Raw genomic sequence first — 26,624 nt, forward strand, 5'->3', positions numbered from 1 at the left:
GGCTCCTGGGACGACACTACGGAGTCCCGGGCCCTGCCATGATCCGACGAACGTCGAGGACCTCGCGTCTTCCGGACACCCCTGAGCGACCGGCCTCCCAGGTCCGCGCCCCGTTCGGTGGCACAATGACCTCCATGACGACGCCTTCACGGATACTCGTGGTCGATGACGATCAGGCGATCGCCGAGATGGTCGGCATCGTTCTGCGCGGCAAGGGCTACGAGGTCGCGACCTCGCCGGACGGTGCCTCGGCGCTGGAGACCTTCCCGCGCCTGCGGCCCGATCTGGTCCTGCTGGATCTCATGCTGCCCGGGATGGACGGCATCGAGGTGTGCCGTCGGCTGCGCCGCGAGTCCGGCGTGCCGATCCTCATGCTCACGGCCCGCACCGACACCGCGGATGTGGTCGAGGGGCTCGAGGCGGGAGCCGACGACTATCTCACCAAGCCCTTCGAACCGGAGGAGCTGGTGGCGCGGATCATGGCCCGGGTGCGGCGGGTCGAGGAGCCCACCACGGAGAAGCTGGCCATCGGTGATCTCACCATCGATGTCGACGGCCACGAGGTGCGGCGGGGCGAGGACCTGATCTCGTTGACCCCGCTCGAGTTCGATCTGCTCACCCAGCTGGCGCGCAAGCCGTGGCAGGTGTTCACCCGCGACGTGCTGCTGCGCGACGTGTGGGGATACCGCCACAGCGCCGACACCCGTCTGGTCAACGTCCACGTCCAGCGGCTGCGCTCGAAGATCGAGCACGACCCCGAGCATCCTGAGATCGTCGTGACCGTGCGCGGCGTCGGCTACCGCGCCGGGGGCGGATCCTGAGCAGCGGACGGGTCCTGCGAACCGTGGCGCGTCAGTGAGCACCCCCCTCGACGGCGGGGCGCCCGCCCCGGAGAGCGGGCGTGCGGTGCTCGGCGCCGATCCGCGCAGCTGGCCGCTCGCGCTGCGCGTGGTGCTGGTGACGACGCTGCTGTCGATCGTCGCCCTGCTCACCGTCGGCGCCTATCTCTCCTCGGTGATCGCTGACGGGCTGTACGAGCAGCGGCGCGACCGCGTGCTCGAGGAGACCCTCGAGGTCCGGAGCGACCTCGCCGAGACCCTCGCGCAGATATCCGGCGCCACCAGCACCCAGCAGCAGGACGCGGTCAACGCCTTCGTCCAGACCGCGGGCGGGCAGGGAGGCGGGGAGCGACGCGAGGTGGTGCTGATCCCGGTGGAGACAGCGGGGACCGTCTTCCCGGTGGCGTCCTCGGACGGCAGCCTCTTCAATGAGCTCGACGACGAGCTCACGGCCGCGGTGGCCGATCACCCCGAGGCGATGTCCTGGCGCTCGATCGGCCGCGAGGACTCGGCAGGCGACACCCTTCCGGCGCTGCTGGTCGGCACCCGGGTGATCGTGCCCGGTGCGGGCTCCTACGACCTCTATCTCGTCTACTCCCTGGAGGAGGAGGAGAAGACCCTCGCCTTCGTGCAACGGGTGATCCTCGGCGGCGGGGCGGTCCTGCTCGCGCTGATCGTCGGCATCGCGATCGTCGTCGCACGGATGGTCACCACGCCCCTGAAGAAAGCGGCGCACGCCGCCGAGCGCATGGCTGCGGGGGACCTCACCAGCCGGGTCGAGGTGGCAGGGGCCGATGAGCTGGCGCGAGTGGGGGAGTCGTTCAACGACATGGCCCGCAGCCTGGCGCAGAAGGTCGACGACCTCACCGAGCTCTCCCACCTCCAGCAGCGGTTCGTCTCCGACGTCTCGCACGAGCTGCGCACCCCGCTGACCACCATTCGTATGGCCTCCTCCGTGCTGGATGCGCGCAGCGGGGACCTGCCCGGCGAGCTGCGGCGCACGGCGGAGCTGCTCTCGGCGCAGGTCCGACGCTTCGAGGTGCTGCTGGTGGACCTGCTGGAGATCTCCCGGTTCGACGCCGGCGCCGCCGAGCTCGAGGCCCATCGGGAGGACATCGACGCGCTCGTCGAGCGTGCGCTCGAGGACGTCCGCCCGCTGGCGGTGGACCGCGGCTGCCTGCTGGATGTGCACCTGGCCGGGGACGACGTCTCAGCGATGGTGGATGCGCGCCGCATCGACCGGATCCTGCGCAATCTGCTCACCAATGCGATCGAGCACGGCGCCGGCCGGTCGGTGCTCGTCCAGACCGCCGCCGACGCCGAGTCCGTGGCGGTGGTCGTCCAGGACCACGGCCACGGCATCTCCCCGGAGGATGCGCAGCACGTCTTCGACCGCTTCTGGCGTGCAGACCCCTCACGGGCCCGGACCATCGGGGGCACCGGCCTGGGGCTGTCGATCTCCGCCGAGGATGCCCGGCTCCACGACGGCTGGCTGCAGGCCTGGGGGCAGGAGGGCGAGGGCGCGGTGTTCCGCCTGACCATCCCCCGCCGGCCCGGGGCCGTCCTGACCCGCTCCCCGCTGCTCCTGGAACGCTCGTTCGATCGGGACGAGGCCGATGCTGCGGTCTCCTCGACCCCCACCGGCGAGATCAGGGTCGGTCCCGAGGTGCTCCCTGACCTCGAGGAGACCACGGAGGAGCCGGACCCCGACCTCGACGGCCCCGGAGGAGAGCGATGAGACCTGCACGACGCGACGTGCTGAGGGCCGCGGGTGCCGCGGCCGTGCTCGGTCTGGGGACGGCCTGTGCGCGCATCCCCACGGCATCGCCCATCTCCCGCCGGACGCTCACCGGGCAGACCCAGCCCGGCGCGCCCTACGTGCGAGCGCTGCCGCCACCACCGGACGCCACCGCCCAGGAGGTCGTCGCCGGGTTCGTCCAGGCAGGCGTCGGCTCCGAGGAGAACTTCGCCGTGGCCCGCGACTACCTCACCCCGGAGGCGTCCGCGACCTGGGACCCCGAGGCCCTCATCACGATCTATTCCGGCAGCCAGGAGCTGAAGGTCGCCGAGAGCGGTGAGGGCCGGCTCGCGGTCGTGCTGAAGGCCGTCGCGCTCCTCGACGATCACGGGGTGCGCAGCGTGCTCTCCGGGCCCACCTCGCGCGAGATCGAGGTCGCGGTCGAACAGGTCGAGGACCAGTGGCGACTGAGCGAGGTGCCCGATGGCATCTTCCTGTCCGAGGCGGCCTTCGAGACGCTGTACGGCCCGGCCCAGCTCTACTTCCTCGACGCGCGTGAGCGGCATCTGGTGCCCGACCACCGCTGGTTCCCGCTGCGGCGCGGCGCCTCCGCCGTGCTGGAGGCGCTCAGCGTCGGCCCCTCGGACTTCCTGGACGGAGCGGTCATCAACCGGGTGCCGCGGATTCTCAGCGGCTCCGACGCGGTCACCACGACGGGGGTGGACGGCACCGCGCAGATCACCGTGCCCACCGCGATCGCGAACCTGGCGGCCGGCCCGCGGGCGCTGGCCCTGGCCCAGCTGGAGGCCTCGCTGCAATCCCTGCGCTCCTCGACCGGCGTGGGTCTGGTGCTGGACGGACGGGATCTGACGCTCGAGGAGCAGAACCAGGTCGAGCGCACCCTGCCGGGGCACCGGCCGATCGCCGCGGGCCCCACCGGTGTCATCTCGCTGTCCGACAACGGCGCGGGGACGCCCGCCCCGCAGCTGGTCCCGGCCTTCGCCGAGATCGAGCTCGCCTTCCCGGTGATCGCCCAGGACGGGGTGCTCTCCGCGGCCCTGGACCCGGAGGGATCCAGCGTCCTCATCGCCACCGCGGATGAGTCGCTGCCGCTGCGCGTGGCGGCGACCGGTGGCTCCTTCGTGCCGCCCCGGGTGGACGACGCGGGGTACGTGTGGACCTCGACCCGCACCAGCCCCGGGGTCCTGCTCGCCCTGTCGGGCCGCGGGCCCGACCTCGATGCGAAGGTCGACGCCCCCTGGCTGACCGGTCGCGAGATCCGGGCGCTGGACATCGCGGCCGACGCCACCCGGATGGTCGTGCTGTCCACCGACACCGCCGGCGCCCGCGTCGACCTGTGCGCCGTGGTGCGGGACTCCGACGGGGCCCCGGCCTCGCTCACCGACCCGCGGTCCCTGCGCACCTTCCTCGCCGACATCACCCAGGTCGTCTGGTACGACGAGGTGGCACTGCTGATGCTCGGCACGGAGCCCACGTCCGAGGAGCGACGGGCGCAGATCATCGACCTCGCCAGCGGCCGGGAGTCGCTGCCCGCCCTCGCCGCCGGCACCGACCGCATCGCCGGGTCCGTGGTGGCCGAGGCGGTGTGGGCCAGCACCAACGACGACGAGCTCCTGCGCAGCGACGGGGACGGGTGGACCATGATCGACCAGAAGGGCCATGACCCCTCGTTCTACTGACCGCTCGCAGGACGGACCGCGACCGTTCCTCCCCGCCACCGGGCTGTCCACAGCGGCCCCCGTCCTGACCACGATGCCTTCACGATGTGCTGAGATCCGGGCATGGCACCGCACGGAGGGCAGCGGCCGCGGCTGCGCGAGGTGATCGCCCAGACCTGCGCGCTGGTCGCTCCGCGGCAGTGCCCGTGCGGCCAGGAGGGGACCTGGCTGTGCGCGCACTGCGCGACCCTGCTGGAGGCGGCGCCGCGCCGGGTCGAGAGCAGCTGCGACGCCCTGCAGGTGCTCGCCGCCGCCCGGGTCCACAAGGAGCACCATGCCGGGCTCACCCTGCCGGCCGGGGTGGACCATCGCTCGCTGCTGCCGGTGCTCGCGCTCGGGGAGTACGGCGGCAACCTGCAGCGTATGGTGCTGGCCTGGAAGAACGGCGGGATGCTGCATCTCGGGGCGCGGATCGCCCCGGCGCTGGCGCCCGCTGTCGCCCAGCTCGCCGCGGCCGCCGACGTCCCCGTCCCCGGACTGGTCCCGGTGCCCTCCCGGCGCAGCGTCCGGCTGCGTCGCGGCGAGGACCACACCGCGGAGCTGGTGCGGGCGATCGAACGCACGGGCACCGGGCAGGCCCTGCTGCTGCGCGCCCGGCCCACGACAGCTCAGGACGGCCAGGGGGCCCGCCAGCGGCGGGCCCGCCGCATCCACCTGGCGGGCGGGCGGGCGCGCGCCGCCGGTCGACGGTCGCAACCGGTGATCATCGTCGACGACGTCGTCACCACCGGTGCCACCCTGCGCGGGATGCACGACGCTCTCAGCACCGCAGGCATGCAGGTGCTCGGCGCGGTGGTGGTCGCGGCAGCCCGTCTGCCGCCCTCGCCCAGCGGACCTGACGCCGCCGCCTGAGCAGCGGACCGCCGCGGACCAGAGGACGAACGGACAGAAAACTTCCAGCGAATCGTGGCATGCTTGTGTGACTCGCCACAGCAGGGCGGGGCCCCCTTCCCCAGGAGGTGCGACACCCAGCCGAAGAGCCATCGCGGCCGGGCTCAGAGCGGCCGCATCCTGATAGGAGGAGAACCCACTCATGGAGATCAATGTCGTCGGACGCCATATGGACGTCCCGGATCGATTCCGTCGCCATCTCACCGACAAGCTCGACAAGGTCACCCAGCTCGCCCCCGCGGCCCTCCGCGTGGACGTCGAGGTCTCACAGGAGAAGAACCCCAGGCAGGCTGAGCTCAGCGATCGGGTCGAGCTCACCGTGCACGAGAACGGCTCCGTGATCCGCTCCGAGGCCCGAGCGGACGATCTCTACGGGGCGCTGGACATCGCCTACGGCAAACTCCTCGAACGACTCCGGCGCGCCCGTGACCGTCGCAAGGATCACCGTCGGGGACGCGATCGCTCGCACCAGGGCGCGGGTGCGAGCCTGCGCACGATGCCCGCGGATCAGGACCTTCCCGCCGCGCTCCAGGAAGCGTCGCCGGAGCTCGCGGACGAGCCGGAAGAGGCCCCCCAGGGCAACGAGATCGATCTGGCGGACGCCGGCAGTCCTGTCGTCATCCGGAAGAAGAAGCACCCTGCCAAGCCGATGAGCATCGAGGATGCGCTGAACCGGATGGAGCTCGTGGGGCACGACTTCTTCCTCTTCGTCGACGCCGAATCCGGCCACCCGAAAGTGGTCTATCGCCGCAAGGGATGGAACTACGGAGTCATCGAGCTCGAGTCCGAGCTGACCGCCTGAGCTCCCACGACGGATCAGGGCGGGAGGAGCGAGGCAGCCTCCTCCCGCCCTTCGTCGTGCCGACTCCGCAGGGGGCACCGCGCCGATGAGCCCAGTGCCGACCAGCTCGACCCTCACCCGGAGCCGCGCCCGCCGGATCGCCCTGCGGGCCCAGGGCATGGGGTGCGCCCGCCGCAGCTCGGCCGCCCCGGCGGAGTTCGCTCAGCGGGGAGCCGACACCGGGTGATGATGCGCGCAGGTGGTCACCAATGAGGACGGTGACGCATACGATGGGGCAGGCACCAGCCGCCCACGAGGGCGGACACGCGATCTACGGGAGCACGAGTGGTCAACCTCTTCGACAAGATCCTGCGCGCCGGCGAAGGCCGGGAGCTGCGCAGGCTCGAAGCCATCGCCCAGCGAGTGGGGGAGGCAGAGGACGTCTTCACGGAGCTCACCGATGATGAGCTCCGCGCCGAGACGGACCACTTCAAGGAGCGGCTCGAGGCCGGAGAGACCCTCGACGACATTCTGGTCGAGGCCTTCGCCGCGGTGCGCGAGGCAGCCCAGCGCACCCTGGGGCAGCGCCCCTATGACGTGCAGATCATGGGGGGTGCCGCGCTGCACCGCGGACGCATCGCCGAGATGAAGACCGGTGAGGGCAAGACCCTGGTCGCCACGCTGCCGGCCTATCTCAACGCGCTGGCCGGCAAGGGCGTCCACATCATCACCGTCAACGACTACCTCGCCGGCTACCAGAGCGACCTGATGGGCCGGGTATTCCGTTTGCTGGGCCTGACCACCGGTGTCATCAAATCGGGGATGACTCCGACGGAGCGTCGCGAGCAGTATGCCGCGGACATCACCTACGGCACCAACAACGAGTTCGGCTTCGACTATCTGCGCGACAACATGGCGCTCAAGCCGGAGGAGCGGGTCCAGCGCGGTCATTTCTTCGCGATCGTCGACGAGGTCGATTCGATCCTCATCGACGAGGCCCGCACCCCGCTGATCATCTCCGGTCCCGGGTCGGGGGACGCCAACAAGTGGTTCAGCGAGTTCGCGAAGGTCGTGGGGCTCCTGCGCAAGGACCGCGACTACGAGGTCGACGAGAAGAAGCGCACCGTCGGCGTGCTCGAGGCCGGCATCGACAGGGTGGAGGACCACCTCGGCATCGACAACCTGTACGAGTCGCTGAACACCCCGCTGATCGGTTTCCTCAACAACGCCATCAAGGCGAAGGAGCTGTTCAAGAGCGACAAGGACTACGTGGTCCTCAACGGCGAGGTGATGATCGTCGATGAGCACACCGGTCGCATCCTCGCCGGGCGCCGCTACAACGAGGGCATGCACCAGGCGATCGAGGCCAAGGAGGGGGTGAAGATCAAGGCCGAGAACCAGACCCTCGCCACGATCACCCTCCAGAACTACTTCAAGCTCTACGAGAAGCTCTCCGGCATGACCGGCACCGCCGAGACCGAGGCCGCCGAGTTCATGAACACCTACGACCTGGGCGTGGTGCCGATCCCCACGCACAAGCCGATGCAGCGCGAGGACGAGGCCGACCGCATCTACCGCACGGAGAAGGCGAAGTTCGACGCGGTCGTCGAGGACATCGTCGAACGGCATGAGAAGGGCCAGCCGGTGCTGGTGGGCACCACCAGCGTCGAGAAGTCCGAGTACCTGGGCAAGCTGCTGACGGCCCAGGGCGTGGAGCACGAGGTGCTCAACGCGAAGAACCACGCCGGAGAAGCGGCGATCGTGGCGATGGCCGGGGCGAAGGGCGCCGTCACCGTGGCGACGAACATGGCCGGCCGCGGCACGGACATCATGCTCGGCGGCAACGTCGAGTTCATGGCTCATGCGGAGCTCGAGAAGCGGGGCCTGGATTCCGAGGAGGACCAGGAGGCCTACGAGGCGGCCTGGGACGAGGAGCTCGAGCGGGCCAAGGACGCAGTGGCCGAGCAGCATGACGAGGTGGTCCAGCTGGGCGGCCTGTACGTGCTGGGCACGGAGCGGCACGAGTCCCGTCGCATCGACAATCAGCTGCGCGGCCGCTCCGGCCGTCAGGGCGATCCGGGTGAGTCCCGTTTCTACCTCTCGCTCCAGGATGATCTGATGCGGCTGTTCAACTCGGGGGCGGCGGAGTCGCTGCTGGCCCGCGGCGGCGTCGACGAGTCGATCCCGCTGACCGGCCGGATGGTCTCCGGCGCGATCCAGCGGGCGCAGAACTCGATCGAGTCCCGCAACGCCGAGATCCGCAAGAACGTCCTGAAGTACGACGACGTGCTGACCAAGCAGCGCAAGAAGTTCTACGAGGAGCGCGCTCGGATCCTCGAGGGCGAGGAGCTCGAGGAGCACATCGAGCGCTTCATCGACGAGGTCATCGGCGGCACCGTCGATGCCCACACCACGGGCAGGCCCGCGGAGGACGTCGACCTCGAGGAGCTCTGGGGTGCCCTGCGCCCGGCGTACCCGGTCTCGCTGACCGCCGACGAGCTCGTCGAGGAGGTCGGCGGCAAGGAGAACCTCGAGGCGGGAGTCCTCAAGGAGGAGATCCTGGCGGACGCCCGCGTCGCCTACGAGAAGCGTCGCGAGGAGATCGGCGAGGAGGGGCTGCGGCAGCTGCAGCGCCGTGTCCTCCTGTCGGTCCTGGACCGGCGCTGGCGCGAGCACCTCTACGAGATGGACTACCTCAAGGAGGGCATCGGCCTGCGGGCGATGGCCCAGCGCGATCCGCTCATCGAGTACGAGCGCGAGGGACACCTCATGTTCAACGACATGATGGCCGGGGTGAAGGAGGACGTCGTCGGCTACATCTACCACCTCGAGGTCCAGGTGGAGAAGGCTGAACCGGTGGTGCCCAAAGCCGTCAGCGATCTCCTGCGCGGTGCGGGCACGTCTGCCCGCGGTGGTGCGCTCGGGGCGGGCGCCGCGGCCACGACGACGAAGGACGCTGACGGTGCCGGAGCAGTCGCGACGACCGACGCGGACGCGGAGGCGGAGACCGTCACGACCGGGGCTCCCGTCGCGCAGGATGCCCCGTCGGCGAGCGATGGCGACGGTGAGGGCGGGGAGACGGCGGACAGCTCCGAGGACGAGGACGTCGATCAGCTCGCGCAGGAGGACTCGGTGACGCTGCGTGCGAAGGGTCTGGACGACGGCCCGGCGGGGCGGCAGCTGAGGTACACCTCCGCCGAGGGCAGCGGGGTCCAGGACGCCTCGACGATGTCACGGGCCCAGCGCCGTCATCATGCGCGTCATCATCAGGGTGAGGCCGCGGACGGTGCGGCGCACGAGACGGTGCAGGACAAACCTGACGGCGCGCCCCAGGGCTCCGGACCGAACCGGTCCCAGCGACGCAAGCAGCGTCGGCGACGCTGAGTCAGCCGATCTCCAGCACCGTCACTCGCCAGCCCGTGTGGCGGAGTTCCCAGCGCATGGCGAGGAACCGTGCGCGATCGGGCTCGCGCAGCACACAGCTGGCCTCGACCGTGTGATCGTTGACCACGCACAGGCGCACACCGGTCACGCTCAGCTGACGTGGCGGCGCGTAGCCGGTGGTGGCCCGCAGTCTGCGGGTCAGCGCGGCGCGCCGCGCCAGCTGCTGCCCCACCTCCGGGGTGATGAGCCGGGCCAGGGAATTCTCGGGGCGCATGTCGCGGATGATCTCCACGGCGCGTCTGGCCACGGGAGCCACCAGCGGCTCGACGGTGTGCGGATCGTCCGGGGCGACGGCGTGGGCGGCGGAATGCGCGGGGCGCTGATCAGTGGTGGTCATGGCATGTCCTGGGTGGTCATTGCGGTGGGAACGGTGAGCTGTTGGCCGGGACGGAGTCGATCCGGGTCATCGCCGATCACGCCTCGATTGGTCTCGTGGAGGAGCGGCCAGGTGGCGGCGATCTCCGCAGGATCGGAGGCGTCCGGCCCCAGCAGCCCGTCCGAGATGCTCCACAGGCTGTCGCCCTGCTGGACGACGATGGTGCGCATCGGTGCGGGCGGCGGACGGTCCGGATCGGCGTCGGGGATGTCCTGGCCCGAGGTGCCGGCGTCCGGAGCCGCCGGGACCCCGCCGTCGGTCGCCGCCGGCGAGGGCTCGCCGCCCCAGCCGAGCGGGGGCAGGGGAGCGCCGGGGCTCGCCGCTCCCGTCCCCGGCCCGTTGCTGACCGGGGCCGCGGCCTCCGGCGCGGGATCGGTCGGTGGCGCTTCGGTCGAGAGCAACTCAGCGCTCCGGGTGACCGGGAGCGCGCCCGGCTCCTGATCGGAGGTGAACTGGTCCGGGCTCGCGATTCCGGGAGCGAGCGTCAAGGCGGTGGCGGCGGTCGCGACCGCGGCTCCGCTCGCGAGGCGACGGGCCAGGCGGGGAGCGAGCACCCGCAGCGGACCCAGCAGCGCAGCACCCGTGCGGCTCGCCGGCCCGGCCAGCAGGATCGTCGCCGCCAGAACCCAGATGAGGGTGAGGTGGAGGCAGAGCAGAGCACCGAGACAGGCCAGGCCGAGGAGCACCCAGAGGATCAGGATCTCGTGCCCGTGAGAGGTCTGAGCCAGCTCGCGGAGAGAACGGATCGTCGCCCCCATGGCCAGAGCCCCGGCAGCGGCGATCACCCCGCCCAGCAGGCTGGCTCCCGGCCGGGGCACGGCCGGTGTCGAAGAAGCGTCGCGCATGGATACCCCTGGAGATCGTGCTCTGCCCGCACCGGCCGTCATGACCGCACGTTCAGATGCAGTTTGATGCAGTTTGATGAGATTGACTGCCTTTAGAGGCAAAGTAGTCTCATGTGACGTACTCCGCAATGGGATCTGGCCATCGTGTGGACGGGGCCGCGGTGGGGAGGAGCGGTCGCCGCCGGCCTCGCGTCGAGCCCGGCCGCCTACAGTGGGGCCATGCGATTCGAGCGGATCTTCGAGGACCTCGAGGGCCAGTTCGCCCATCATCAGCAGGAAGAGGTGCGGGCGGTCTCCGAGGACCTCACCCGTGCCGAGCGGGGCCAGCTGACCCTCGCCGACCGGTTCCGGGGTGCCCAGGGACACCCGGTGACGCTGCATCTCGGTGGCTCGGTGAGAGTGGCCGGCACGGTGCGGGAGGCGGCGACGGAATGGATCGCCCTCACCGCGAAGGGGGGCGGTCGCAGCGCGGTGGTTCCGCTGGCCGCGGTCGTGATGGTGGAGGGGCTGCCCTCCCGGGCGCGGCTCGCCGAGGATTCGCCGAGCTCCTCGTGGACACTCGGCTCGATCCTGCGCGAGATCGCCCGGGACCGCAGCGTGGTGCGCCTGGAGACGTCCGGTGGCGTCCTGACCAGACGTATCGCCGCCGTCGGTGCTGATGCGCTCGACATCCGTTCACTGCCGACGGGGGAGTCCTCCGCGGTGCCGGGCTCCGCACGGATCACCGTGGCGCTCTCGGCCCTGCGGGTCGTGCAACTGGGCTGAACCGACGCAGGGACGGCGCGCCGGTGCCTCACGCGTCGCCGAGGGGTCAGCCGTTCCCGTCGGTCCTCGCACGCTCCCGGCGATGCTCCTCCTCGAGGTAGGTCGCCGTGGCCTTGTAGCTGCGCTGGATGTACGACTCGATCTCCGTGGTCTCCACCCGCCACTGACCGCGGCCGCCGACCTTGATCGCCCGCAGCTCCCCGGACCGCACCAGGGCGTATGCCTGGGAGGCCGAGATCGAGAGCATCTCCGCGACATCGCTGAGCGGCACGAAACGTGGCGGCATCGACGGTCCTTCCGGTCGGTCCACAGCTGGGGGATGATGCCGACAGTCTCTCATCCCTGCCCCTGCACCGGCGTCCCGCTTGTGGACGGCGGGCCCCGTCTGCCGGCTCCGAGCCGCAGGGACGAAGTTCTCCACAATGCCGTACTTCTCGCCCCTGACGGCTCGAGCTGACGTAGCCTCCCCTCAGATCCGGGGCACAGCGGCCGCGGCGACGGGGAGGAGCTGACAGTGGGGGCCACCGCAGCGATGATGAGACTGCGCAAGCCGCGATGGAAGGACCCGCGGCTGATCGTCGGCATCGTCCTGGTCGTGGCGAGCGTGCTGATGGGGGCCGTGCTGGTCTCGCGATTGTCGGAGACCACCGCGGTGCTCGTCGCCCGGTCCGCGATCGTGCCCGGCGATGCGATCAGCGCCGAGGATCTGATGGTGGTCGAGCTGCGGCTCGGTGAGCAGACGGACCGCTACGTCGGCACCGTGGAGGCGGTCCCCGCGGGAGCCGTGGCCCTGCGCACGATCCGGGCGGGTGAGCTGGTGCCGATCTCCGCGATCGGCCAGTCGGCCGAGGTGCCGCTGCGCCCGGTGGTGATCCCGGTGGAAGCGTCGGTGGCCGAGTCCGTGGTGCCGGGGGCGACCGTGGAGCTGTGGCACACCTCTCCGGGGGGCGAGGAGGGCGCTGACGCACAGGCACGGCTGTTGGTTCCCGATGCGGTCGTTCGCCGCATCGACGAGGGCAGCTCCCTCGGCATGCGGGAGATGTCGGTCGAGGTGCTGGTGCCCAGCGACCGTCTCGACGAGGTGCTCGAGGTGCTCTCCCAGGACGAGCGGCTGGACGTGATCGGGATCCCCGGAGCCCACGGGATCGCACCGTGATCGACATCGTCCTGTGCGCTTCCGGCAGCGATGAGGTGCGGATCGTCCATGACCTCGCGACGGATCGGCACCCCGCTGCGAGGGTGGTGCGCCGCTGCGCGGATCTGGCCGAGACGCTCGCGGTGACCGCTGCCGGCATCGGTGACGTGGTCCTGCTCGACGTCACCGTCCGCGGGCTGGGGCGGGACGTGCTCGCGGCGATGATCCGCGACGCCGCCGTCGTGGGGATGCGGCCGGCGGATGTCCCGGAGAGCACGTCGCTCGGCCTGCGCCACATGGTGCCCGTCGACGCTCCGGTCGCTGAGATCCTCGCCGCGGTCGAGGCGGCGGTACGCGGAGAGCCGGAGGATACCGACGCCTGGGTCCAGGAGGCTCAGACCGCGGAGCCGGGCGCGCAGGGTCGACTGCTCGCGGTGTGGGGCCCCGTGGGTGCACCGGGCCGTTCGACGATCGCGGTGAACCTCGCGGCAGAGGCCGCGGCGGCCGGTCGGGAGACGACCCTGGTGGACGCCGACACCTACGGCCCGGCCCAGAGCCAGATGCTGGGCGTGCTGGACGAAGCGCCCGGCCTGGTGGCCGCCGCCCGCGCCCATGACCGCGACACGCTCGACGAGGAGGCCATGGAATCGCTCCTGCCGCTGGTCCAGCCACGGCTGCGGCTGCTCAGCGGGATCGGTGTCCCCGGGCGCTGGGCGGAGCTGCGACGCACCACGCTCGATGGGGTCTGGGGAGCCCTGGCGCGTCGCGGGGAGCTGGTCATCGCCGACGTCGCTGCCGTGCTGGACGAGGACGAGGAGCTCAGCTACGACACCGCCGCCCCGCAGCGGAACGCCGCGGCGATCAGCGCTCTCGAAGCGGCAGACGCGGTGATCGCCGCGGTCACCGCCGATCCGGTGAGCATCACACGGCTGCTGCGCGATCAGGCCCGGCTGGCGGAGCTCGGGGTGAGCGAGCTCCACGTCATCGTCAACCGGGTGGGCGCCCCCGTGCCGGGGGAACGCTTGCGGGAACTGATCGGCTCACGGCTGCCGCTGGCCTCCCTGACGCTGCTCCCGGACGATCCGGTCGCCTGCCGCACTGCGGCCTGGGACGGGGCGCTGCTGTCGGAGTCCGCGCCGCGCTCCGCGCTGCGCCGAGGCCTCCGCGACCTCGCTGCGTCCCCGGCGGTCCAGGGCGATGACCCGGCAGACACCTCGACAGCGGCGCCTGCACCGTCCTCCCTGCGGAGCCGGTGAGAGGATGGTGCCATGAGGATCTATCTCCCGCTGATGGCACAGGACCGACCGGCGCTCCAGGAGGGGCGGAGGATCGTCGACCTCGACGCGGGTCGCGTGGCCTGGGCGGTCACGGCCGAGGCGAGCGCGGACCATCCCGGTCAGGACGAGGAGGAGCTCGAGTACGAGGCGATGCAGGATGCGGTGCATGCCGCCTTCACGGGCGCCGAGGACTCGGCGAGGGTGCTCGTGATCGCGGCGGACGTGGCCGACGGCGCGCTCGCCGCGGCGACCGCGGACGGCGGCGCTTTCGGGATCCGGCTGCGGGAGCGCCGCTCCGCGAAGATCGCCAGCTTCCACGTCACCGAACAGGACAAGCGGGCGGCGGAGAGGGACGACACGGACCCGGCGCTGCTGTGGTTCGATGCCGGTGAGGGACAGGACGCCCTCGCATTCCGCGACAGCGCGGCAGCACCCTGAGCCGGAGGCCCCGGGTGGCCCGCGGCGCGGGGGCCGGGCTCCCCTGCGGTCCCGGGCCGCCGCTCAGTCGGCGCGGGACTCCACATACGTGCGGGCGGACCGCTCCTCGGCGCGCAGCACCGTGGACACGTACGGCACGGCCGCCTTCTCCAGCCTCGGTCCCAGCAGGGGGACCTTCGCGACCAGGTCCCCGTCGATCTCGACCCTGCTGCTCGACTCCCCGCCGGGGAGCAGGCGCAGCGAGCCGGTGAGCCCGGCCGGGGTGCCGGCCACCTCGAGCGTCGTCGTGCCCGTCCGGCCGCCGTCGGCCTCGGGAGCGGACCAGCTCTGCTTCTCGTGGATGGTCACCGAGGAGCCGACGAAGGGACGCACCATGTCCGGCACCCGATCCGTGGGCATCGACAGCTCGGTGCGGACCGTGAAGGCCCCGGCAGGATCCCCCTCGAGGGACGGCTCCGCCCGGGTGGCCCCGAGAGTCGAGCGGCGGATCGCGGTGTACTCCGGATCGGCGTACATGGCCGCCGCTGCGGCGGCCGACAGCGGGAGGGTCAACGTCTCGCGAAGCTTCATCCTGGTCCTTCCTCGGAACTGTTCGCGCTCAGCCTAGGGCAGAGGAGCCCGGACCGACGTCCAGCCGTGGGACGGGCGCAGAGCAGGCGGCCCCGACCTCTATCCTGTCTCCATGCCGAGCCTGTCCAAGTTCCTCGCCGACAACCGTGGTCTCTCCGAGAAGGAGGCCGACTGGTTGCAGCACCTGATCGGTGACTGGAACCTGCTCTCCGACCTGCTGCGCGCCGACCTCGTGCTGTGGATCCAGGAGGAGGAGGGCGCTCTGGCCGTCGCGCACTGCCGCCCCGCCACCGGCTCCACCGTCTACTACGAGGACCCGGTGGGCACCCTGAGCGATGACGGCGTGGAGGGCACCGAGGTCACGCGGCTGTTGGCCGGAGGGGAGCCGCACCACCGCCCCGTCGCCATCGAACGCGAGGGACGCACCGCGACCGGTCTCCTGGTCCCCGTGCGCAAGGACGGCCGCACCCTCGCCGTCCTGGCGGCGGAGCACCCGGACGACGACAGCCGCACCTCCCACAGCGAGACCCAGAAGCGTCGCCTCGGAGGCCGTCTGCTGCAGATGCTGGAGACCGGGGCGTTCCCCATCGAGGGGGCACCGATCCCGCCCCGCCGCGGGGCCCCGCGCGTCGGCGACGGTGTGGTCGAGCTCGACGACGCCGGGGTGGTCCGCTGGATCTCTCCGAACGCGATCTCGGCCTTCCACCGCTTCGGCATCGAGGGGGACATGGAGGGCATCACGCTCGCCGAGCTCTCCACCGAGGTGCTGCAGTCCCGCAGCCCGGTCGACGAATCCCTCCCGCTGGTGCTGATGGGCCGGGCCGCCTGGCGTTCCGACATGCAGGCCCGCGGTGGGACGCTGTCGCTGCGCGCGGTACCGCTGACGGATCAGGATGCGCGCACCGGCGCGGTGATCCTGGTGCGTGACGTGACCGAGCTGCGTCGCCGGGAGCGGGAGCTCATCACCAAGGACGCGACGATCCGCGAGGTCCACCACCGGGTCAAGAACAACCTGCAGACGGTGGCTGCGCTGCTGCGCATGCAGTCACGGCGGATGAAGACCGACGAGGCGCGCGAGGCGCTGGCCGAGGCGATGCGCAGGGTCTCGACGATCGCGCTGGTCCACGAGTCACTGCTGCAGGGCTCCCAGGAGGCGGTGCACTTCGACGAGGTCATCGACCGGTGCCTGCGGCTCGCCGTCGACGCCGCGAGCGCGACCGTCCATCGAGCGGGGACCCCGCGGCTGGCCGACGCCCAGGTCGAGGTGCGCACCCAGAAGACCGGACGGGTCGGATCGATCCGGGCGGAGGAGGCGACACCGCTGGCCCTGGTCGTCACCGAGCTGGCCACCAACGCCGTCGAGCACGGCCTCTCGGAGACCGGTGGCACGCTCACCATCCACAGCGAGCGCACCGGCTCCCACCTGCTCATCTCGATCGAGGATGACGGCAGAGGGATGGGTGCGGCCAAACCGACCGGGCTGGGCACCAATATCGCGCTGACGCTGGTGCAGGGACAGCTGGGCGGGACGCTCACCTGGGACAGCCTCGACGATGGCGGGACCCGGGCGATGGTCGAGGTCTACCTGGACCCGCTCACGATCTGATCCCGCCCGGGCGGGACGGACGGGGGAGGGCCCACGGCGCCGCGGCGATGTCACGCATCGCCGCGGGGGAAGGGTCAGCCGGCGCGGCGGGCGCGGGCGTTGCGGCGCTTGAGGGAGCGGCGCTCATCCTCGGACAGGCCGCCCCAGACCCCGGAGTCCTGGCCGGACTCGAGGGCGAACTTGAGGCACGCCGTCATGACGTCGCACTTCTGGCACACCGCCTTCGCCTCCTGGATCTGCGTGATCGCCGGTCCGGTGTTCCCGATCGGGAAGAACAGCTCGGGATCATGGTTGAGGCACTCGGCACGGTGGCGCCAGTCCATCGTCACTCTCTCTTTCCAGGACGCCGCACCGCACCCCAGGGGCGCGACGCGGCGAGGGTCGCTCCCACAGGGGGCGTTCTCGGGTCTCCGGCTCGATGCCGCAGCACCGGAAGCATGAGATCTCCGCGGTGACCGCCGGCGAGGCGAGCCGATATCCATTCTGTGGGGCGGCCGCGGCGTCGACAAGGGTCTGGATGCGCAAGCCTGGTGGCACTTCCCACACCGGCGGATCCGGACGCGCACCTGCCGTGATGCCTGGCACGAAGGCGTTGCGCCCGGCGACGGAAGGTGCTTGTGCTCCGACTGACGAGGCACGTCGGCGGAGCGCCGCGGGTGCCGCTACAGTGCCACCATGGCCTCCGATTCCCGATCCTCCGCGCGCGCCGTCGACGCCGAGGGCTCCGGCCCGCGCAGCCGGACCCTGGTCGCCGCGCTGCTCTCCGTCGAGGCGCTGCTGCTCGCCGGCACGGCGACCTACTGCTTCATCGGCGTCTCCGGAGGGATCTTCGAGGCGCGGTTCGGCATCGGGCTGGGGGTGTTCCTGCTCCTGTTCGCGCTCGGCCTCGGGGTGGCGGCGCGCTCGATCCTCGCGAAGGGACGCTTCGGCCTGGGATTCGGGATCACCTGGCAGCTGTTCCAGGGACTGACCGGAGCGAGCCTGCTGCGGGGCGGACTGTACTGGCAGGGCGCGCTCGCGCTGCTGCTCGCCACCGTGCTGTTCGTGCTGCTGACCCGACTGGTGCGCTCCACGCCGCTGCCGGGCGGGAAGGCCTGAGCCTCCCGATCCCACCGCCCTGGTGACGGGCCCCGCACCGAGGATCTCCGGTGCGGGGCCCGTCGTCATCCCGGCCGAGCTGATCCCGGCAGGCTGCGCCGCCACGGCGGGAGCGACCGCCGGGACCTCTCACTCGGCGTCGGCCAGGGCCGCGGCGGGTGCGGTGCGCGCGGCCATGCGTCCCGGCAGCACCGAGGCCAGCGCGCCGGCCAGCACCGCGAGCCCCAGCACCAGACCCAGCTGGACCCACGGGATCGTGATCGAGACCGGGAAGGTCGAGCCCAGCAGGGCGTTGATCCCGAGCACCCCGTACAGGCTGCCGAGGGCGAGTCCCAGCACCGCACCGACCAGGGCCAGCAGGATCCCTTCCCAGCCGAGCATCGCCCGCAGCTGCCGACGGGTGGTGCCCAGCGCCCGCAGCAGGGCGTTCTCGCCGGTGCGCTCGATGACGCCCAGGCTGAGCGTGTTGGCCACACCGACCAGCGCCACCAGCACGGCGACCGCCAGGAGCGCGATCGTGATGCCCAGCAGGATGGCGAGGATCTGTCCGTAGGACTCCCGCTCGGCGCCGCCGGCGACCACAGACACCTCGGAGTAGCCGCTGCCGGCGGTGACCTCGCCGACCGCGCCCATGATCTCGCGAAGGTCGACGCCTTCGCGGGCCTCGCTGCCGCGGTCCGCGAAGTCCGCGAGCACCACGGGACGGGTCCGTGCTCCCAGGAGGTCCTCGAGCGTGGCCGGGGTGACCAGCGACATCTGCAGGTTCGCGTCGACCTGGACCCGCAGCTCGTGCCGCGAGCCGTCGGTCCCCTTCAGCTCGAGCACCTGACCGTCCTCCAGCCCGAAGCGCTCGGCGCGCTCCTGGCCGAGCAGCACCGCCCCGTCGCCGAGCTCCTCGGCCATCTCGGGGCGGTGCGAGGTCTCCCGGAGCGTCTCGGGGGTGACGGAGTACAGGGTCATCGGCTCGGGCACTCCCACGTCGAGGTCTCCGCGGGCGGAGGCATGGGCCGAGTCCATGCCGGCGATCGCGGCGATCTGCGCGGGCGCGTCCTGCGGCATCTCTCCGGTGCTGATCACCAGGTCGATGGGGCGCCGGGAGTCCAGCTCGGAGGTGAGGGTCGCCTCGGCGGTGCGGGCGCCGACGGCCATCATCGTCATCAGGGTGGTCCCGATCAGGAGGGCGGCGATGGTGGCGGCGCTGCGCCGCGGAGTGCGGGCCACGTTCGCGCCGGCGATCCGGGCGGGCAGCCCGCCGAGGCGGCCGACGATCCTCGCGAGCAGCGCCGACAGCGGGCGGGTGAGCACGACCAGCGTCAGCAGGACACCGGTGAAGCTGACCGCTCCGCCGAACATCGCGGCGAGGATCCCGGGCGTGGCACGGCCGGACAGTGCGAGTCCCGTGCCCGCCGCCAGCGCCGCGATCCCGAGCACGACGGCGGCCAGCCCGGCCACGCCCTGCACACCGAGCCCGCGACGCCGGGCCGGAGGCTCAGGGCGCAGCGCCTGCAGAGGGGCCACCCGGGTCGCCGCACACATCGGCGCGAGGCTCGCAAGCAGCGTGATGAACACGCCGGTGGCCACCGGCACCAGAAGAGAGAGCAGGCTGACCGGCACGCTCATCACGCCGTCGAGCCAGCCGATCCCGGCGGCCGCGGCCAGTGCCACCTGCGCCAGCAGGTGACCGCCGAGCGTGCCGGCCACCGCGCCGAGCAGCCCGACCACGAGCGATTCGCGCAGGACGACACGGCGCACCTGCGAGCGGGTGGCGCCCAGGGTGCGCAGCAGGGCCAGCGAGCGGGTGCGCTGGGCGATGGTCACCGCGAAGGTGTTGGCGATGACCACGGCGCTGGTGAACAGTGCGATCACCACGAAGGCGGCGAGCACCAGGCCCAGCGCGGCGAATCCCCGCATGATGGTCTCCGCCGCCTCCTGCTCGGCCGCCTCGGTGGTGCGCACGGACAGCCCGTCCGTGCCGTCCGCGCGCTCGGCGATCGCGGCAGGGTCGGTGCCCTCGGGGACGGAGGCGTACCAGGTGTCGGTGAGGGTGCCGGCCCCCGGACCCAGCAGCGCCTCCACGTTCGCCTCGCCCACCAGCAGTCGTGGCGTCGCGCCGAAGACGGCTCCCTCGGGGGCAGGCGCGATGCCGACCACGGTCAGGGGATGCTCCGTCCCGTCGGGTGAGAAGTCGGCGGGGAGGGTGACGGGATCCCCGAGGCCCACGTCGAGGGACTCCGCGGCGCTCTGGTCCAGGACGAGCTCGGAGCCGTCGGCGGCAGGAGCGCCCTCGACGAGATCCGGTGCCCGGCCCGGGGGCTGCATGGTGACCCGGAGGAACGCCCCCGCCTCGGGGGAGCCGAGGGCGAGATGGGTGCCGGGCTCGGGCCAGACCGCGTCGGCGCCCTCGACCTGCGGGGCGGGCAGGGGGCTGCGCGATGCCCAGTCGTCCTCGGTCAGCTCGCGGGTGATCTCGAGATCGGCGCCGTCGTACTGCTGGGCGGCGTCGGAGCGCAGCGAGGCCTGGACGAGGTTCCCGGCCAGCAGCATCACCGCGACGAAGGCGCAGGACAGGGCGATGGTGAGGGCGGCGGCGACATGGCGTCGCAGCGGGGTGAGCTGCACGGGGCTGCGGCGGGCCATCAGCGCTGTCCTCGCAGGTGCTCGTCGCTCGCGACTCGGCCGTCGGCCAGGGTGACGATGCGGTCGGCCCGCTCGGCGGCGTCGCGCTCGTGGGTGACCATGACGACGGTCTGGCCGAACTCGTCGACCGAGAGGCGCAGGAAGTCGAGCACCTCCTCGGTGGTGCGGGAGTCGAGATTGCCGGTGGGCTCGTCGGCGAAGACGACGGCCGGGGAGGTCACCAGGGCGCGGGCGATGGCGACGCGCTGGATCTGGCCGCCGGAGAGCTGCGAGGGCAGGTGGGTGAGCCGGTCGGCGATGCCGAAGGCGGAGGTGAGGGTGTCCAGCCAGGCGCGATCCACCCGGGAGCCGGCGAGTTCGAGGGGCAGCAGGATGTTCTGCTCGGCGCTCAGCATCGGCAGCAGGTTGAAGGACTGGAAGACGAAGCCGATCCGTTCGCGGCGCAGCCGGGTCAGCGCGTCGTCGCCGAGGCCGGTGATCTCGGTGCCCTCCAGCTGGATCGATCCCTCATCGACCGTGTCGAGGCCGGCCAGCGCGTGCAGGAGCGTGGACTTCCCGGAGCCGGAGGGGCCCATGATCGCGGTGAAGGCGCCGCGGGCGATGTCGAGGGACACCGTGTCCAGGGCGGTGACGTTGCCGGCGCCGGTGCCGTAGCGGCGGGTCACGTCCCGGGCGACGAGGGCGGCTGCGCGGTCGCCCGCGGAGGTCGGGGGAGCGGCCAGGGGTGCGGTGGTCATCGGGAGTCCTTCACGAGAGGGTGTGCTGGTCATCTCCCATGCTCCCGTGGGCTCCGGCGGGGAGGGATCCCCCTGTGGTCGTGCGTCGAGGGCCGGGAGTCCGATCCCGGGTCCGCACGCGTCATACCGTGGTCTGACGGGGCGGTCCCGGCCGCCGAGGACGGGTCAGCGGGAACCCGGAGCGACCAGACCGGTCTCGAACGCGATGATCACGGCCTGGACCCGGTCCCTGGCGCCGAGCTTCGCGAGCACCCGCCCCACGTGCGTCTTCACCGTCGCCTCGGCGACGAACAGCTCCGCCCCGATCTCCTGGTTGGAGAAGCCGCGACCCATCAGCGTGAGCACCTCCCGCTCCCGGTCGGTGAGGGGAGCGAGGACCGTGGCGTCCTGCTCGGCCGGCTCGGGGGTCTGCACTACCCGCTCGAGCAGCCGCCGGGTGGCCGAGGGAGCGATCACCGCGTCCCCGCGATGCACGGTGCGGATGGCGCCGAGCAGGTCCTCGGGCTGGGCGTCCTTGAGCAGGAAGCCGCTGGCCCCGGCACGGATCGCGGAGACCACGTATTCGTCCAGGTCGAAGGTGGTCAGCACGATGATCTTCGGGGCCCTGCCCTCTGGTGCCTGAGCGAGGATCTCCGCGGTCGCCTCGATCCCGTCCATGCGGGGCATGCGCACGTCCATCAGCACCACGTCGACCGTGCGGGCGCGCAGTGCGTCCACGGCAGCGGCGCCGTCGGAGGCCTGGGCGATGACCTGCATGTCGTCCTGGGAGTCGATGACCATCGCGAAGCCGGCTCTGACCAGCGGTTGGTCGTCGACCAGGGCGATGCGCAGCGGGCGGTCGAGGGGCTCGGTCATCGGGGTTCTCCGGGTCCGGGTGTGGTCTGTGTGCGGGGTGACGGGGCGGAGGGCGCACGGGCCGGCGGCACCTGCGCCGGCGGCACCTGCGCTGGCGGCACCTGCGCCACCGGTGAGGGATCGTCAGGATCCGTACCGGCTCCGGCGGGATTCTGGTACGGATCCTGACGTTGCCAGTCACTGGCGCTGCGATCGGCGTCGGGTCGCTTCCCTGCGCCGCTGCCCTCGAGCGGGACGGTGGCGCGCACCCGATACCCGCGAGAGGGCAGCGGGCCGGCCTGCAGGCTTCCGCCGAACACCGACATCCTCTCGCGCATACCGGTCAGGCCGTGGCCCTGCCCGTCGGAGCCGGGGCCCGTGCCCTGCCCGTTGTCGATCACCTCGATCGTGAGCTGCTCCCGGTCGCGATGGATCCGCACCACGGCGGCCGCTCCGGGGCCGGCATGCTTGAGCACATTGGTCAGGGACTCCTGGGCGAGGCGGAACAGCGAGACCCCGAGCGCCTGGGGGAGATCCTCCAGGGAGCCGTCGATCTCGAGCTCGATCTGCAGGCCCGTGGAGCGCACCCGCTCGACGAGCTCGGGCAGCATCTCCGGGCCCGGCTGCGGGCCGAAGCTGGTCTCGTCCTCCTGCCGGAGCACCCCCAGCAGGGAGCGCATGTCGGCCAGCGCCGCGCGGCCGGTCTCGCCGATGGTGCCCAGCACCTCGGCGGCCTGCTCGGGCTTCTGGCCGACGATGAAGCGGCCGCCGTCGGCCTGGGCGATGATCACGGAGAGGGAGTGCGCGACCACGTCGTGCATCTCGCGGGCGATGCGGGCGCGCTCGTCGGCGACGGCGAGCGCGGTGAGATGCTCCCGCTCCCGCAGCGCCTGCTCGGCCCGGTCCCGGGTCAGGGCGAGCTGCCGCAGCCGGGCCCGCTGCAGATTGGCGAGTGCCCAGATCGCGACGATCGTGATGGTGCCGACGAGCACTAGGCCGACGAAGCTGACCAGTGCTTCGAGCGGCCCCCCGTACGGCGAGCGCAGGGCATCGAGCGCCCAGAAGGCGGCCTGGGCGAACACCCCGAGCATGCCCGCCGCGACCCCCAGGCCGCGCACGAAGGATCTGCCGTGGGCGACGGCGCAGAACATCGCGTAGAACGTCATCACATCTCCGAGGACGACCGGGACGTTCACCAGCAGGTGCAGCACGGCCAGGGCGCCGATGACGAGCACGCCGGGCAGCGGCCGCACCCGGCACAGGGCCCCGGCGGCGACCATCGGCACCGTGAACAGCGTCCACCAGCCGATGCCGCCGGTGGCGAGGGAGAAGACGAGCAGCAGCAGCGCGGCGCCGCCGAAGAGGATCAGGTCTACCGTGCCGGGATTCTCGATGATCCAGCGGAACGGGTCGCGGGACCGGGCGCGCCGCAGCGGCGCGTCCGGATGCTGTGCGGAGCCGTCGGTCATGGACCCGAGGGTACGGCGGGCAGGATCCCGGGCGCGTCAGACCGCGGTCGGATCCTGGTCCGGGGACGAGGCGGCGCCCTTCACAGCAGGGTCTGCGGGGGCTCCAGCAGCTCCGGACCGTCGTTGCCGACCTTCCCCACCGCCGGGTCCGCCTCGCGGACCGCGAGGGTCGCATCCTCGAGCAGGTGCGAGTCCTCGAGGATCCATGCCTGGGCGGCGTGGCGGTCGTCCATGGCGGTGTCGAGCCAGGAGTCGAGCTGGTCGCGGCGCAGCATCACCGGGGTGCGGTCGTGGATCTCGGCGAGGTCGCCGGCCGCCTGCCGGGTGATGATCGTGGCGGACAGCAGGAAGCGGCCGTCCTCGCTCGCGGCAGGGCCCTCGTGATCTCCCGGACCCTTCCACCAGGAGACCAGCGCGGCCATGTACAGCGGGGTGCCGTCCGCCGGGGCGATGAAGTAGGGCTGCTTGCGCTTGCCGGCACCGTCGCGCACCCACTCGTAGTAGCCGTCCATCGGGACGATCGCCCGGTAGCGGGCCAGGCTGCCGCGGAAGCTGGGCTTCTCGGCGAGGGTCTCCCGGCGGGCGTTGAAGGTGCGGGAGGAGAAGGAGACCTCCTTCGCGAACGGGGGCAGCAGCCCCCAGCGCGCGATGCGCAGCGCCCGCAGCACCTCACCGGTGTCCTGGTCGATCGATTCGGTGACCACATGGATCGGCGCGGTGGGAGGGATGTTCCAGCGGCTGCGCAGCTGCGGATCGGTGAGGTCCACGGCGCCGAGATCGTCCACCAGCGGATCGATCTCCTGGTAGAAGGCGAAGCGCCCGCACATCTCAGTCGTCCTTCGGGGCCGTGCCGCGGCGTGAGGCGTCGGAGTCCGGGTCGACCGTCGGCACACCGTAGCGGGGGGTGAGCCGGGCGTCCTGGCCCGTGTAGGCAGCGGAATCGTGGTGGAGGTTCTGCAACCGGATGTCCCGCCCCTCGTCGACGATCTGCTCGCGCTTGGCCTCCGCCTTCTCCGCGCCGCTGGCGTCCCGCAGGGGCAGCGCCAGGGAGTCCTCGGCGGGCTTGCCGGCCGCGAGCTCGCGGACGCGCTCGTACTCGGCGTCGACCTCCGCGCCCATGACGATCACGATGTTGATGATCCACAGGGCGAACAGCACCGCCATGATGCCGCCGATCGCGCCGTAGCTGGAGTAGCCGGCGACGGTGCTCATGTAGATCGACAGTGCGACCGCGGCGACGCCGATGCCGAGGATCGCGAACACCCCGCCGGGGGAGATGAAGCGGAAGGGCTTCTTGACGTTGGGCGCGCCCCAGTACAGCAGCGAGATGAGGGCGAAGGCGATCACCAGGATCACCGGCCATTTCACCCACGCCCATACCGGCAGGAACGAGTCCATCAGGAAGGCCAGCACTCCCTCCGCGCCGATGGTGGAGGCGATCGGGCCCAGCAGGCTCTCGACGATCGACTCGCTCAGCAGCACCGAGACCATCACCAGCAGGATGCCCAGGATCATCGCGATCGTGAGCAGCAGCATGGTGCCGTTCATCCTGATCGGACCGCGGCCTTCGCGCACTTCGTAGATGTGGTTCGCGGCCCGCCCGTAGGCCTTGACGTACGCCGAGGCGGACCACAGCGCGGTCGCGATGCCGATGATCAGAGCGATGGTGCCGCCGGTCGAGGAGCCCAGCAGGGAATCGAGCGTGGAGTCGACGGCGCCGCCGACCTCCATCCCGCTGCCGCCGGCGCCGGAGGAGATGGCGTCCTTGATCAGCTGGGCGATCTGGTCCTTGATCCCGTGCAGCAGCAGGGTGGCCAGGGAGAACAGGGCCAGCAGGGTGGGCGCGATCGACAGCACCATGAAGTAGGTGAGCTTCGCGGCCTGATCCGTGCCGCTGTCGCGCAGGAACTCGCTGAGCACGCGCTTGGCCATGTACTTCAGGGTGGTGCCGGACAGCTTCGGGGCGTCATCGCCCTTCGCGGTGGTGGAGTCGGCCATGAGGAAGCTCCTGGGATCGGGTGACTCACGGACAGGTGTCATCCTGCCATGAGCGCGAGCCGGAAGAGTTGTCCACAATTGCTGGGAGAACCGCGCGCCGCGCGTCGATGCGCCCTACAGTGACGAAGATGACGCGACCTGCGTCACATGCCGGGCGGCATCGAGGGACCGCTCGGTCGGGACCACGGAGGGACGGGATGGACGCCGCCACCATCATCGAGAGCGAATCGCGGGAGCTGATCCGTCGACGCGGGCTGGACGTGCACGCCGATCAGCTGGAGCCGCTGATCCGTGAGGTGATGGGCGATTACGACCGCCGCTCCTCCTCCGGCGAGGTGCCGGTGCTGCGCGAGGACGACGAGTCGACGGTCGCCGAGGTCGCCGCCCGGATCGGCGGGTTCGGCCCGTTGCAGGAGATGCTCGATGATCCGACGATCGAGGAGATCTGGCTGAATTCGCCGTCGCAGGTCTTCTGCGCCCGCAACGGACGCAGCGAGCTGACCACGATCGTGCTCAGCGATACGGAGGTGCGCGGGATCGTCGAGCGGATGCTGGTCTCCAGCGGACGCCGTCTGGACATGAGCACCCCGTTCGTGGACGCGCTGCTGCCGGACGGCTCCCGTCTGCACGTCGTGATCCCGAGCGTCACCCGGAAGCACTGGGCCGTCAACATCCGCAAGTTCGTCGCCAAGGCGTACGACCTCCAGGGTCTGGTCGCGATCGGCTCCCTCCCGCAGCAGGCCGCGGACTTCCTCGACGCGGCGATCTCCAGCGGGCTGAACGTCATCGCCTCGGGTGCCACCGGGGCCGGCAAGACGACCTTCCTGCGCTGCCTGTCCAGGTCGGTGGGGGCACGGGAGCGGGTGGTCACCATCGAGGAGGTCTTCGAGCTCAATCTCGCGCTGCGTGACGTGGTGGCGATGCAGACCCGCCAGGCGAACCTCGAAGGGACCGGCGAGATCTCGATGCGGCGCCTGGTCAAGGAGGCACTGCGGATGAGGCCGAGCCGGATCATCGTGGGGGAGGTGCGGGAAGCGGAGAGCCTCGACATGCTGATCGCGCTGAACAGCGGGCTGCCCGGCCTCGCGTCGATCCATGCGAACTCGGCTCGGGATGCGGTGACCAAGCTGTGCACGCTCCCGCTGCTCGCCGGGGAGAACGTCTCCAGCCGCTTCGTCGTGCCGACGGTGGCCAGCTCGATCGACCTGGTCGTGCATCTGGATATGTTCGTCGACGGGCGCCGTCGGGTGCGGGAGATCGTCGGGCTCAGTGGCCGGGTGGAGGATGAGGTCATCGAGATCTCCGATGTCTTCTCCCTGCAGGGAGATCGGCTAGGGCGTGTCTCCCATATGTGAGGCGGTTTCGCCTGAGAGCCTGGGCATATGGCTACCGCGACGACTCGTCATC

Annotated in this window: 25 protein-coding genes; 14 read left to right on the forward strand and 11 right to left on the reverse strand. The window is 71.4% G+C overall.

The genetic code is table 11. The features are described from left to right. Window positions 1–125: 125 nt before the first annotated feature. From mtrA to secA, 7 genes are all read left to right on the forward strand, one after another. Window positions 126–821 (forward strand): MtrAB system response regulator MtrA, encoded by a 696-nt coding sequence (mtrA, locus tag ACHUEU_RS09770; protein ID WP_394215818.1) that lies wholly within the window; start codon window positions 126–128, stop codon window positions 819–821. A gap of 34 nt (window positions 822–855) precedes the next feature. Further along, the gene (gene mtrB, locus ACHUEU_RS09775) at window positions 856–2,577 is read left to right on the forward strand and encodes an MtrAB system histidine kinase MtrB (protein ID WP_394215820.1); all 1,722 of its coding nucleotides are present in this window, start codon (window positions 856–858) and stop codon (window positions 2,575–2,577) included. Continuing rightward, window positions 2,574–4,277, forward strand: a complete 1,704-nt coding sequence (locus ACHUEU_RS09780; protein WP_394215822.1) for an LpqB family beta-propeller domain-containing protein — start codon at window positions 2,574–2,576, stop codon at window positions 4,275–4,277. Before mtrB ends, ACHUEU_RS09780 begins: the two co-directional genes overlap by 4 nt. Before the next feature lie 102 nt (window positions 4,278–4,379). Beyond that, window positions 4,380–5,168, forward strand: a complete 789-nt coding sequence (locus tag ACHUEU_RS09785; RefSeq protein WP_394215824.1) for a phosphoribosyltransferase family protein — start codon at window positions 4,380–4,382, stop codon at window positions 5,166–5,168. 181 nt (window positions 5,169–5,349) lie between these two features. Then, the gene (gene hpf, locus ACHUEU_RS09790; protein WP_394215826.1) at window positions 5,350–6,009 is read left to right on the forward strand and encodes a ribosome hibernation-promoting factor, HPF/YfiA family; all 660 of its coding nucleotides are present in this window, start codon (window positions 5,350–5,352) and stop codon (window positions 6,007–6,009) included. A gap of 85 nt (window positions 6,010–6,094) precedes the next feature. Then, a complete protein-coding gene (locus tag ACHUEU_RS09795; protein WP_394215828.1) occupies window positions 6,095–6,235 on the forward strand; it encodes a hypothetical protein in 141 nt (46 codons plus the stop codon). Window positions 6,236–6,333: 98 nt separating this feature from the next. Continuing rightward, complete coding sequence (secA, locus tag ACHUEU_RS09800) at window positions 6,334–9,372, forward strand: preprotein translocase subunit SecA (RefSeq protein WP_394215830.1); 3,039 nt, start codon at window positions 6,334–6,336, stop codon at window positions 9,370–9,372. Between the two features lies 1 nt (window position 9,373). On the opposite strand, the gene ACHUEU_RS09805 is transcribed toward secA, so the two are convergent. Further along, entirely contained in the window at window positions 9,374–9,769 is a 396-nt protein-coding gene (locus tag ACHUEU_RS09805; protein WP_394215832.1) for an Rv3235 family protein, read from the reverse strand. Further along, complete coding sequence (locus tag ACHUEU_RS09810; RefSeq protein WP_394215834.1) at window positions 9,766–10,653, reverse strand: LysM peptidoglycan-binding domain-containing protein; 888 nt, start codon at window positions 10,651–10,653, stop codon at window positions 9,766–9,768. Before ACHUEU_RS09810 ends, ACHUEU_RS09805 begins: the two co-directional genes overlap by 4 nt. A 219-nt stretch (window positions 10,654–10,872) precedes the next feature. Here ACHUEU_RS09810 and ACHUEU_RS09815 point away from each other — a divergent pair, with 219 nt between their 5' ends. Then, window positions 10,873–11,418 carry a hypothetical protein gene (locus tag ACHUEU_RS09815; RefSeq protein WP_394215836.1) on the forward strand — a complete coding sequence of 182 codons (546 nt, stop codon included), beginning with the start codon at window positions 10,873–10,875 and terminating at the stop codon, window positions 11,416–11,418. Window positions 11,419–11,464: 46 nt separating this feature from the next. On the opposite strand, the gene ACHUEU_RS09820 is transcribed toward ACHUEU_RS09815, so the two are convergent. Beyond that, entirely contained in the window at window positions 11,465–11,704 is a 240-nt protein-coding gene (locus tag ACHUEU_RS09820; RefSeq protein WP_394215838.1) for a helix-turn-helix domain-containing protein, read from the reverse strand. Window positions 11,705–11,932: 228 nt separating this feature from the next. Between ACHUEU_RS09820 and ACHUEU_RS09825 the strand changes: the two genes are divergently transcribed. From ACHUEU_RS09825 to ACHUEU_RS09835, 3 genes are read left to right on the forward strand one after another with little or no spacing between them, the layout of a single operon-like run. Continuing rightward, the gene (locus tag ACHUEU_RS09825; protein WP_394215840.1) at window positions 11,933–12,574 is read left to right on the forward strand and encodes an SAF domain-containing protein; all 642 of its coding nucleotides are present in this window, start codon (window positions 11,933–11,935) and stop codon (window positions 12,572–12,574) included. Then, window positions 12,571–13,809, forward strand: coding sequence for an AAA family ATPase (locus ACHUEU_RS09830; RefSeq protein WP_394215842.1), 1,239 nt, complete (start codon window positions 12,571–12,573; stop codon window positions 13,807–13,809). The genes ACHUEU_RS09825 and ACHUEU_RS09830 overlap by 4 nt, the downstream gene beginning before the upstream one ends. 12 nt (window positions 13,810–13,821) lie before the next feature. Next, window positions 13,822–14,268, forward strand: coding sequence for a DUF6912 family protein (locus tag ACHUEU_RS09835; protein WP_394215844.1), 447 nt, complete (start codon window positions 13,822–13,824; stop codon window positions 14,266–14,268). Window positions 14,269–14,331: 63 nt separating this feature from the next. On the opposite strand, the gene ACHUEU_RS09840 is transcribed toward ACHUEU_RS09835, so the two are convergent. Next, complete coding sequence (locus ACHUEU_RS09840; RefSeq protein WP_394215846.1) at window positions 14,332–14,838, reverse strand: DUF2505 domain-containing protein; 507 nt, start codon at window positions 14,836–14,838, stop codon at window positions 14,332–14,334. Between the two features lie 112 nt (window positions 14,839–14,950). On the opposite strand from ACHUEU_RS09840, the gene ACHUEU_RS09845 reads away from it, so the two are divergent. Then, complete coding sequence (locus ACHUEU_RS09845; protein WP_394215848.1) at window positions 14,951–16,444, forward strand: sensor histidine kinase; 1,494 nt, start codon at window positions 14,951–14,953, stop codon at window positions 16,442–16,444. A 74-nt stretch (window positions 16,445–16,518) separates the two neighbouring features. Here the strand turns inward: ACHUEU_RS09845 and ACHUEU_RS09850 are convergent, their stop codons facing one another. Next, entirely contained in the window at window positions 16,519–16,767 is a 249-nt protein-coding gene (locus ACHUEU_RS09850; protein ID WP_015776066.1) for a WhiB family transcriptional regulator, read from the reverse strand. 352 nt (window positions 16,768–17,119) lie between these two features. Between ACHUEU_RS09850 and ACHUEU_RS09855 the strand changes: the two genes are divergently transcribed. Next, window positions 17,120–17,542 (forward strand): hypothetical protein, encoded by a 423-nt coding sequence (locus ACHUEU_RS09855; protein WP_394215850.1) that lies wholly within the window; start codon window positions 17,120–17,122, stop codon window positions 17,540–17,542. Window positions 17,543–17,671: 129 nt separating this feature from the next. Here the strand turns inward: ACHUEU_RS09855 and ACHUEU_RS09860 are convergent, their stop codons facing one another. From ACHUEU_RS09860 to ACHUEU_RS09885, 6 genes are all read right to left on the reverse strand, one after another. Beyond that, window positions 17,672–20,179, reverse strand: coding sequence for an ABC transporter permease (locus ACHUEU_RS09860; RefSeq protein WP_394215852.1), 2,508 nt, complete (start codon window positions 20,177–20,179; stop codon window positions 17,672–17,674). Continuing rightward, a complete protein-coding gene (locus tag ACHUEU_RS09865) occupies window positions 20,179–20,916 on the reverse strand; it encodes an ABC transporter ATP-binding protein (RefSeq protein ID WP_394215854.1) in 738 nt (245 codons plus the stop codon). Before ACHUEU_RS09865 ends, ACHUEU_RS09860 begins: the two co-directional genes overlap by 1 nt. A gap of 165 nt (window positions 20,917–21,081) precedes the next feature. Further along, window positions 21,082–21,771, reverse strand: a complete 690-nt coding sequence (locus ACHUEU_RS09870; RefSeq protein ID WP_394215856.1) for a response regulator — start codon at window positions 21,769–21,771, stop codon at window positions 21,082–21,084. Beyond that, entirely contained in the window at window positions 21,768–23,219 is a 1,452-nt protein-coding gene (locus ACHUEU_RS09875; RefSeq protein ID WP_394215858.1) for a sensor histidine kinase, read from the reverse strand. Before ACHUEU_RS09875 ends, ACHUEU_RS09870 begins: the two co-directional genes overlap by 4 nt. A gap of 80 nt (window positions 23,220–23,299) precedes the next feature. Further along, the gene (locus ACHUEU_RS09880) at window positions 23,300–24,046 is read right to left on the reverse strand and encodes an SOS response-associated peptidase (protein ID WP_394215860.1); all 747 of its coding nucleotides are present in this window, start codon (window positions 24,044–24,046) and stop codon (window positions 23,300–23,302) included. A gap of 1 nt (window position 24,047) precedes the next feature. Continuing rightward, window positions 24,048–25,217: a YihY/virulence factor BrkB family protein gene (locus tag ACHUEU_RS09885; protein WP_394215862.1), complete on the reverse strand. Its 1,170-nt coding sequence runs from the start codon at window positions 25,215–25,217 to the stop codon at window positions 24,048–24,050. Window positions 25,218–25,414: 197 nt separating this feature from the next. Here ACHUEU_RS09885 and ACHUEU_RS09890 point away from each other — a divergent pair, with 197 nt between their 5' ends. Continuing rightward, entirely contained in the window at window positions 25,415–26,572 is a 1,158-nt protein-coding gene (locus tag ACHUEU_RS09890) for a CpaF family protein (RefSeq protein ID WP_394215864.1), read from the forward strand. Window positions 26,573–26,624: the final 52 nt, after the last annotated feature.

The organism is Brachybacterium vulturis, assembly GCF_043641765.1.
In the GTDB taxonomy this organism is placed as follows: domain Bacteria; phylum Actinomycetota; class Actinomycetes; order Actinomycetales; family Dermabacteraceae; genus Brachybacterium; species Brachybacterium vulturis_A.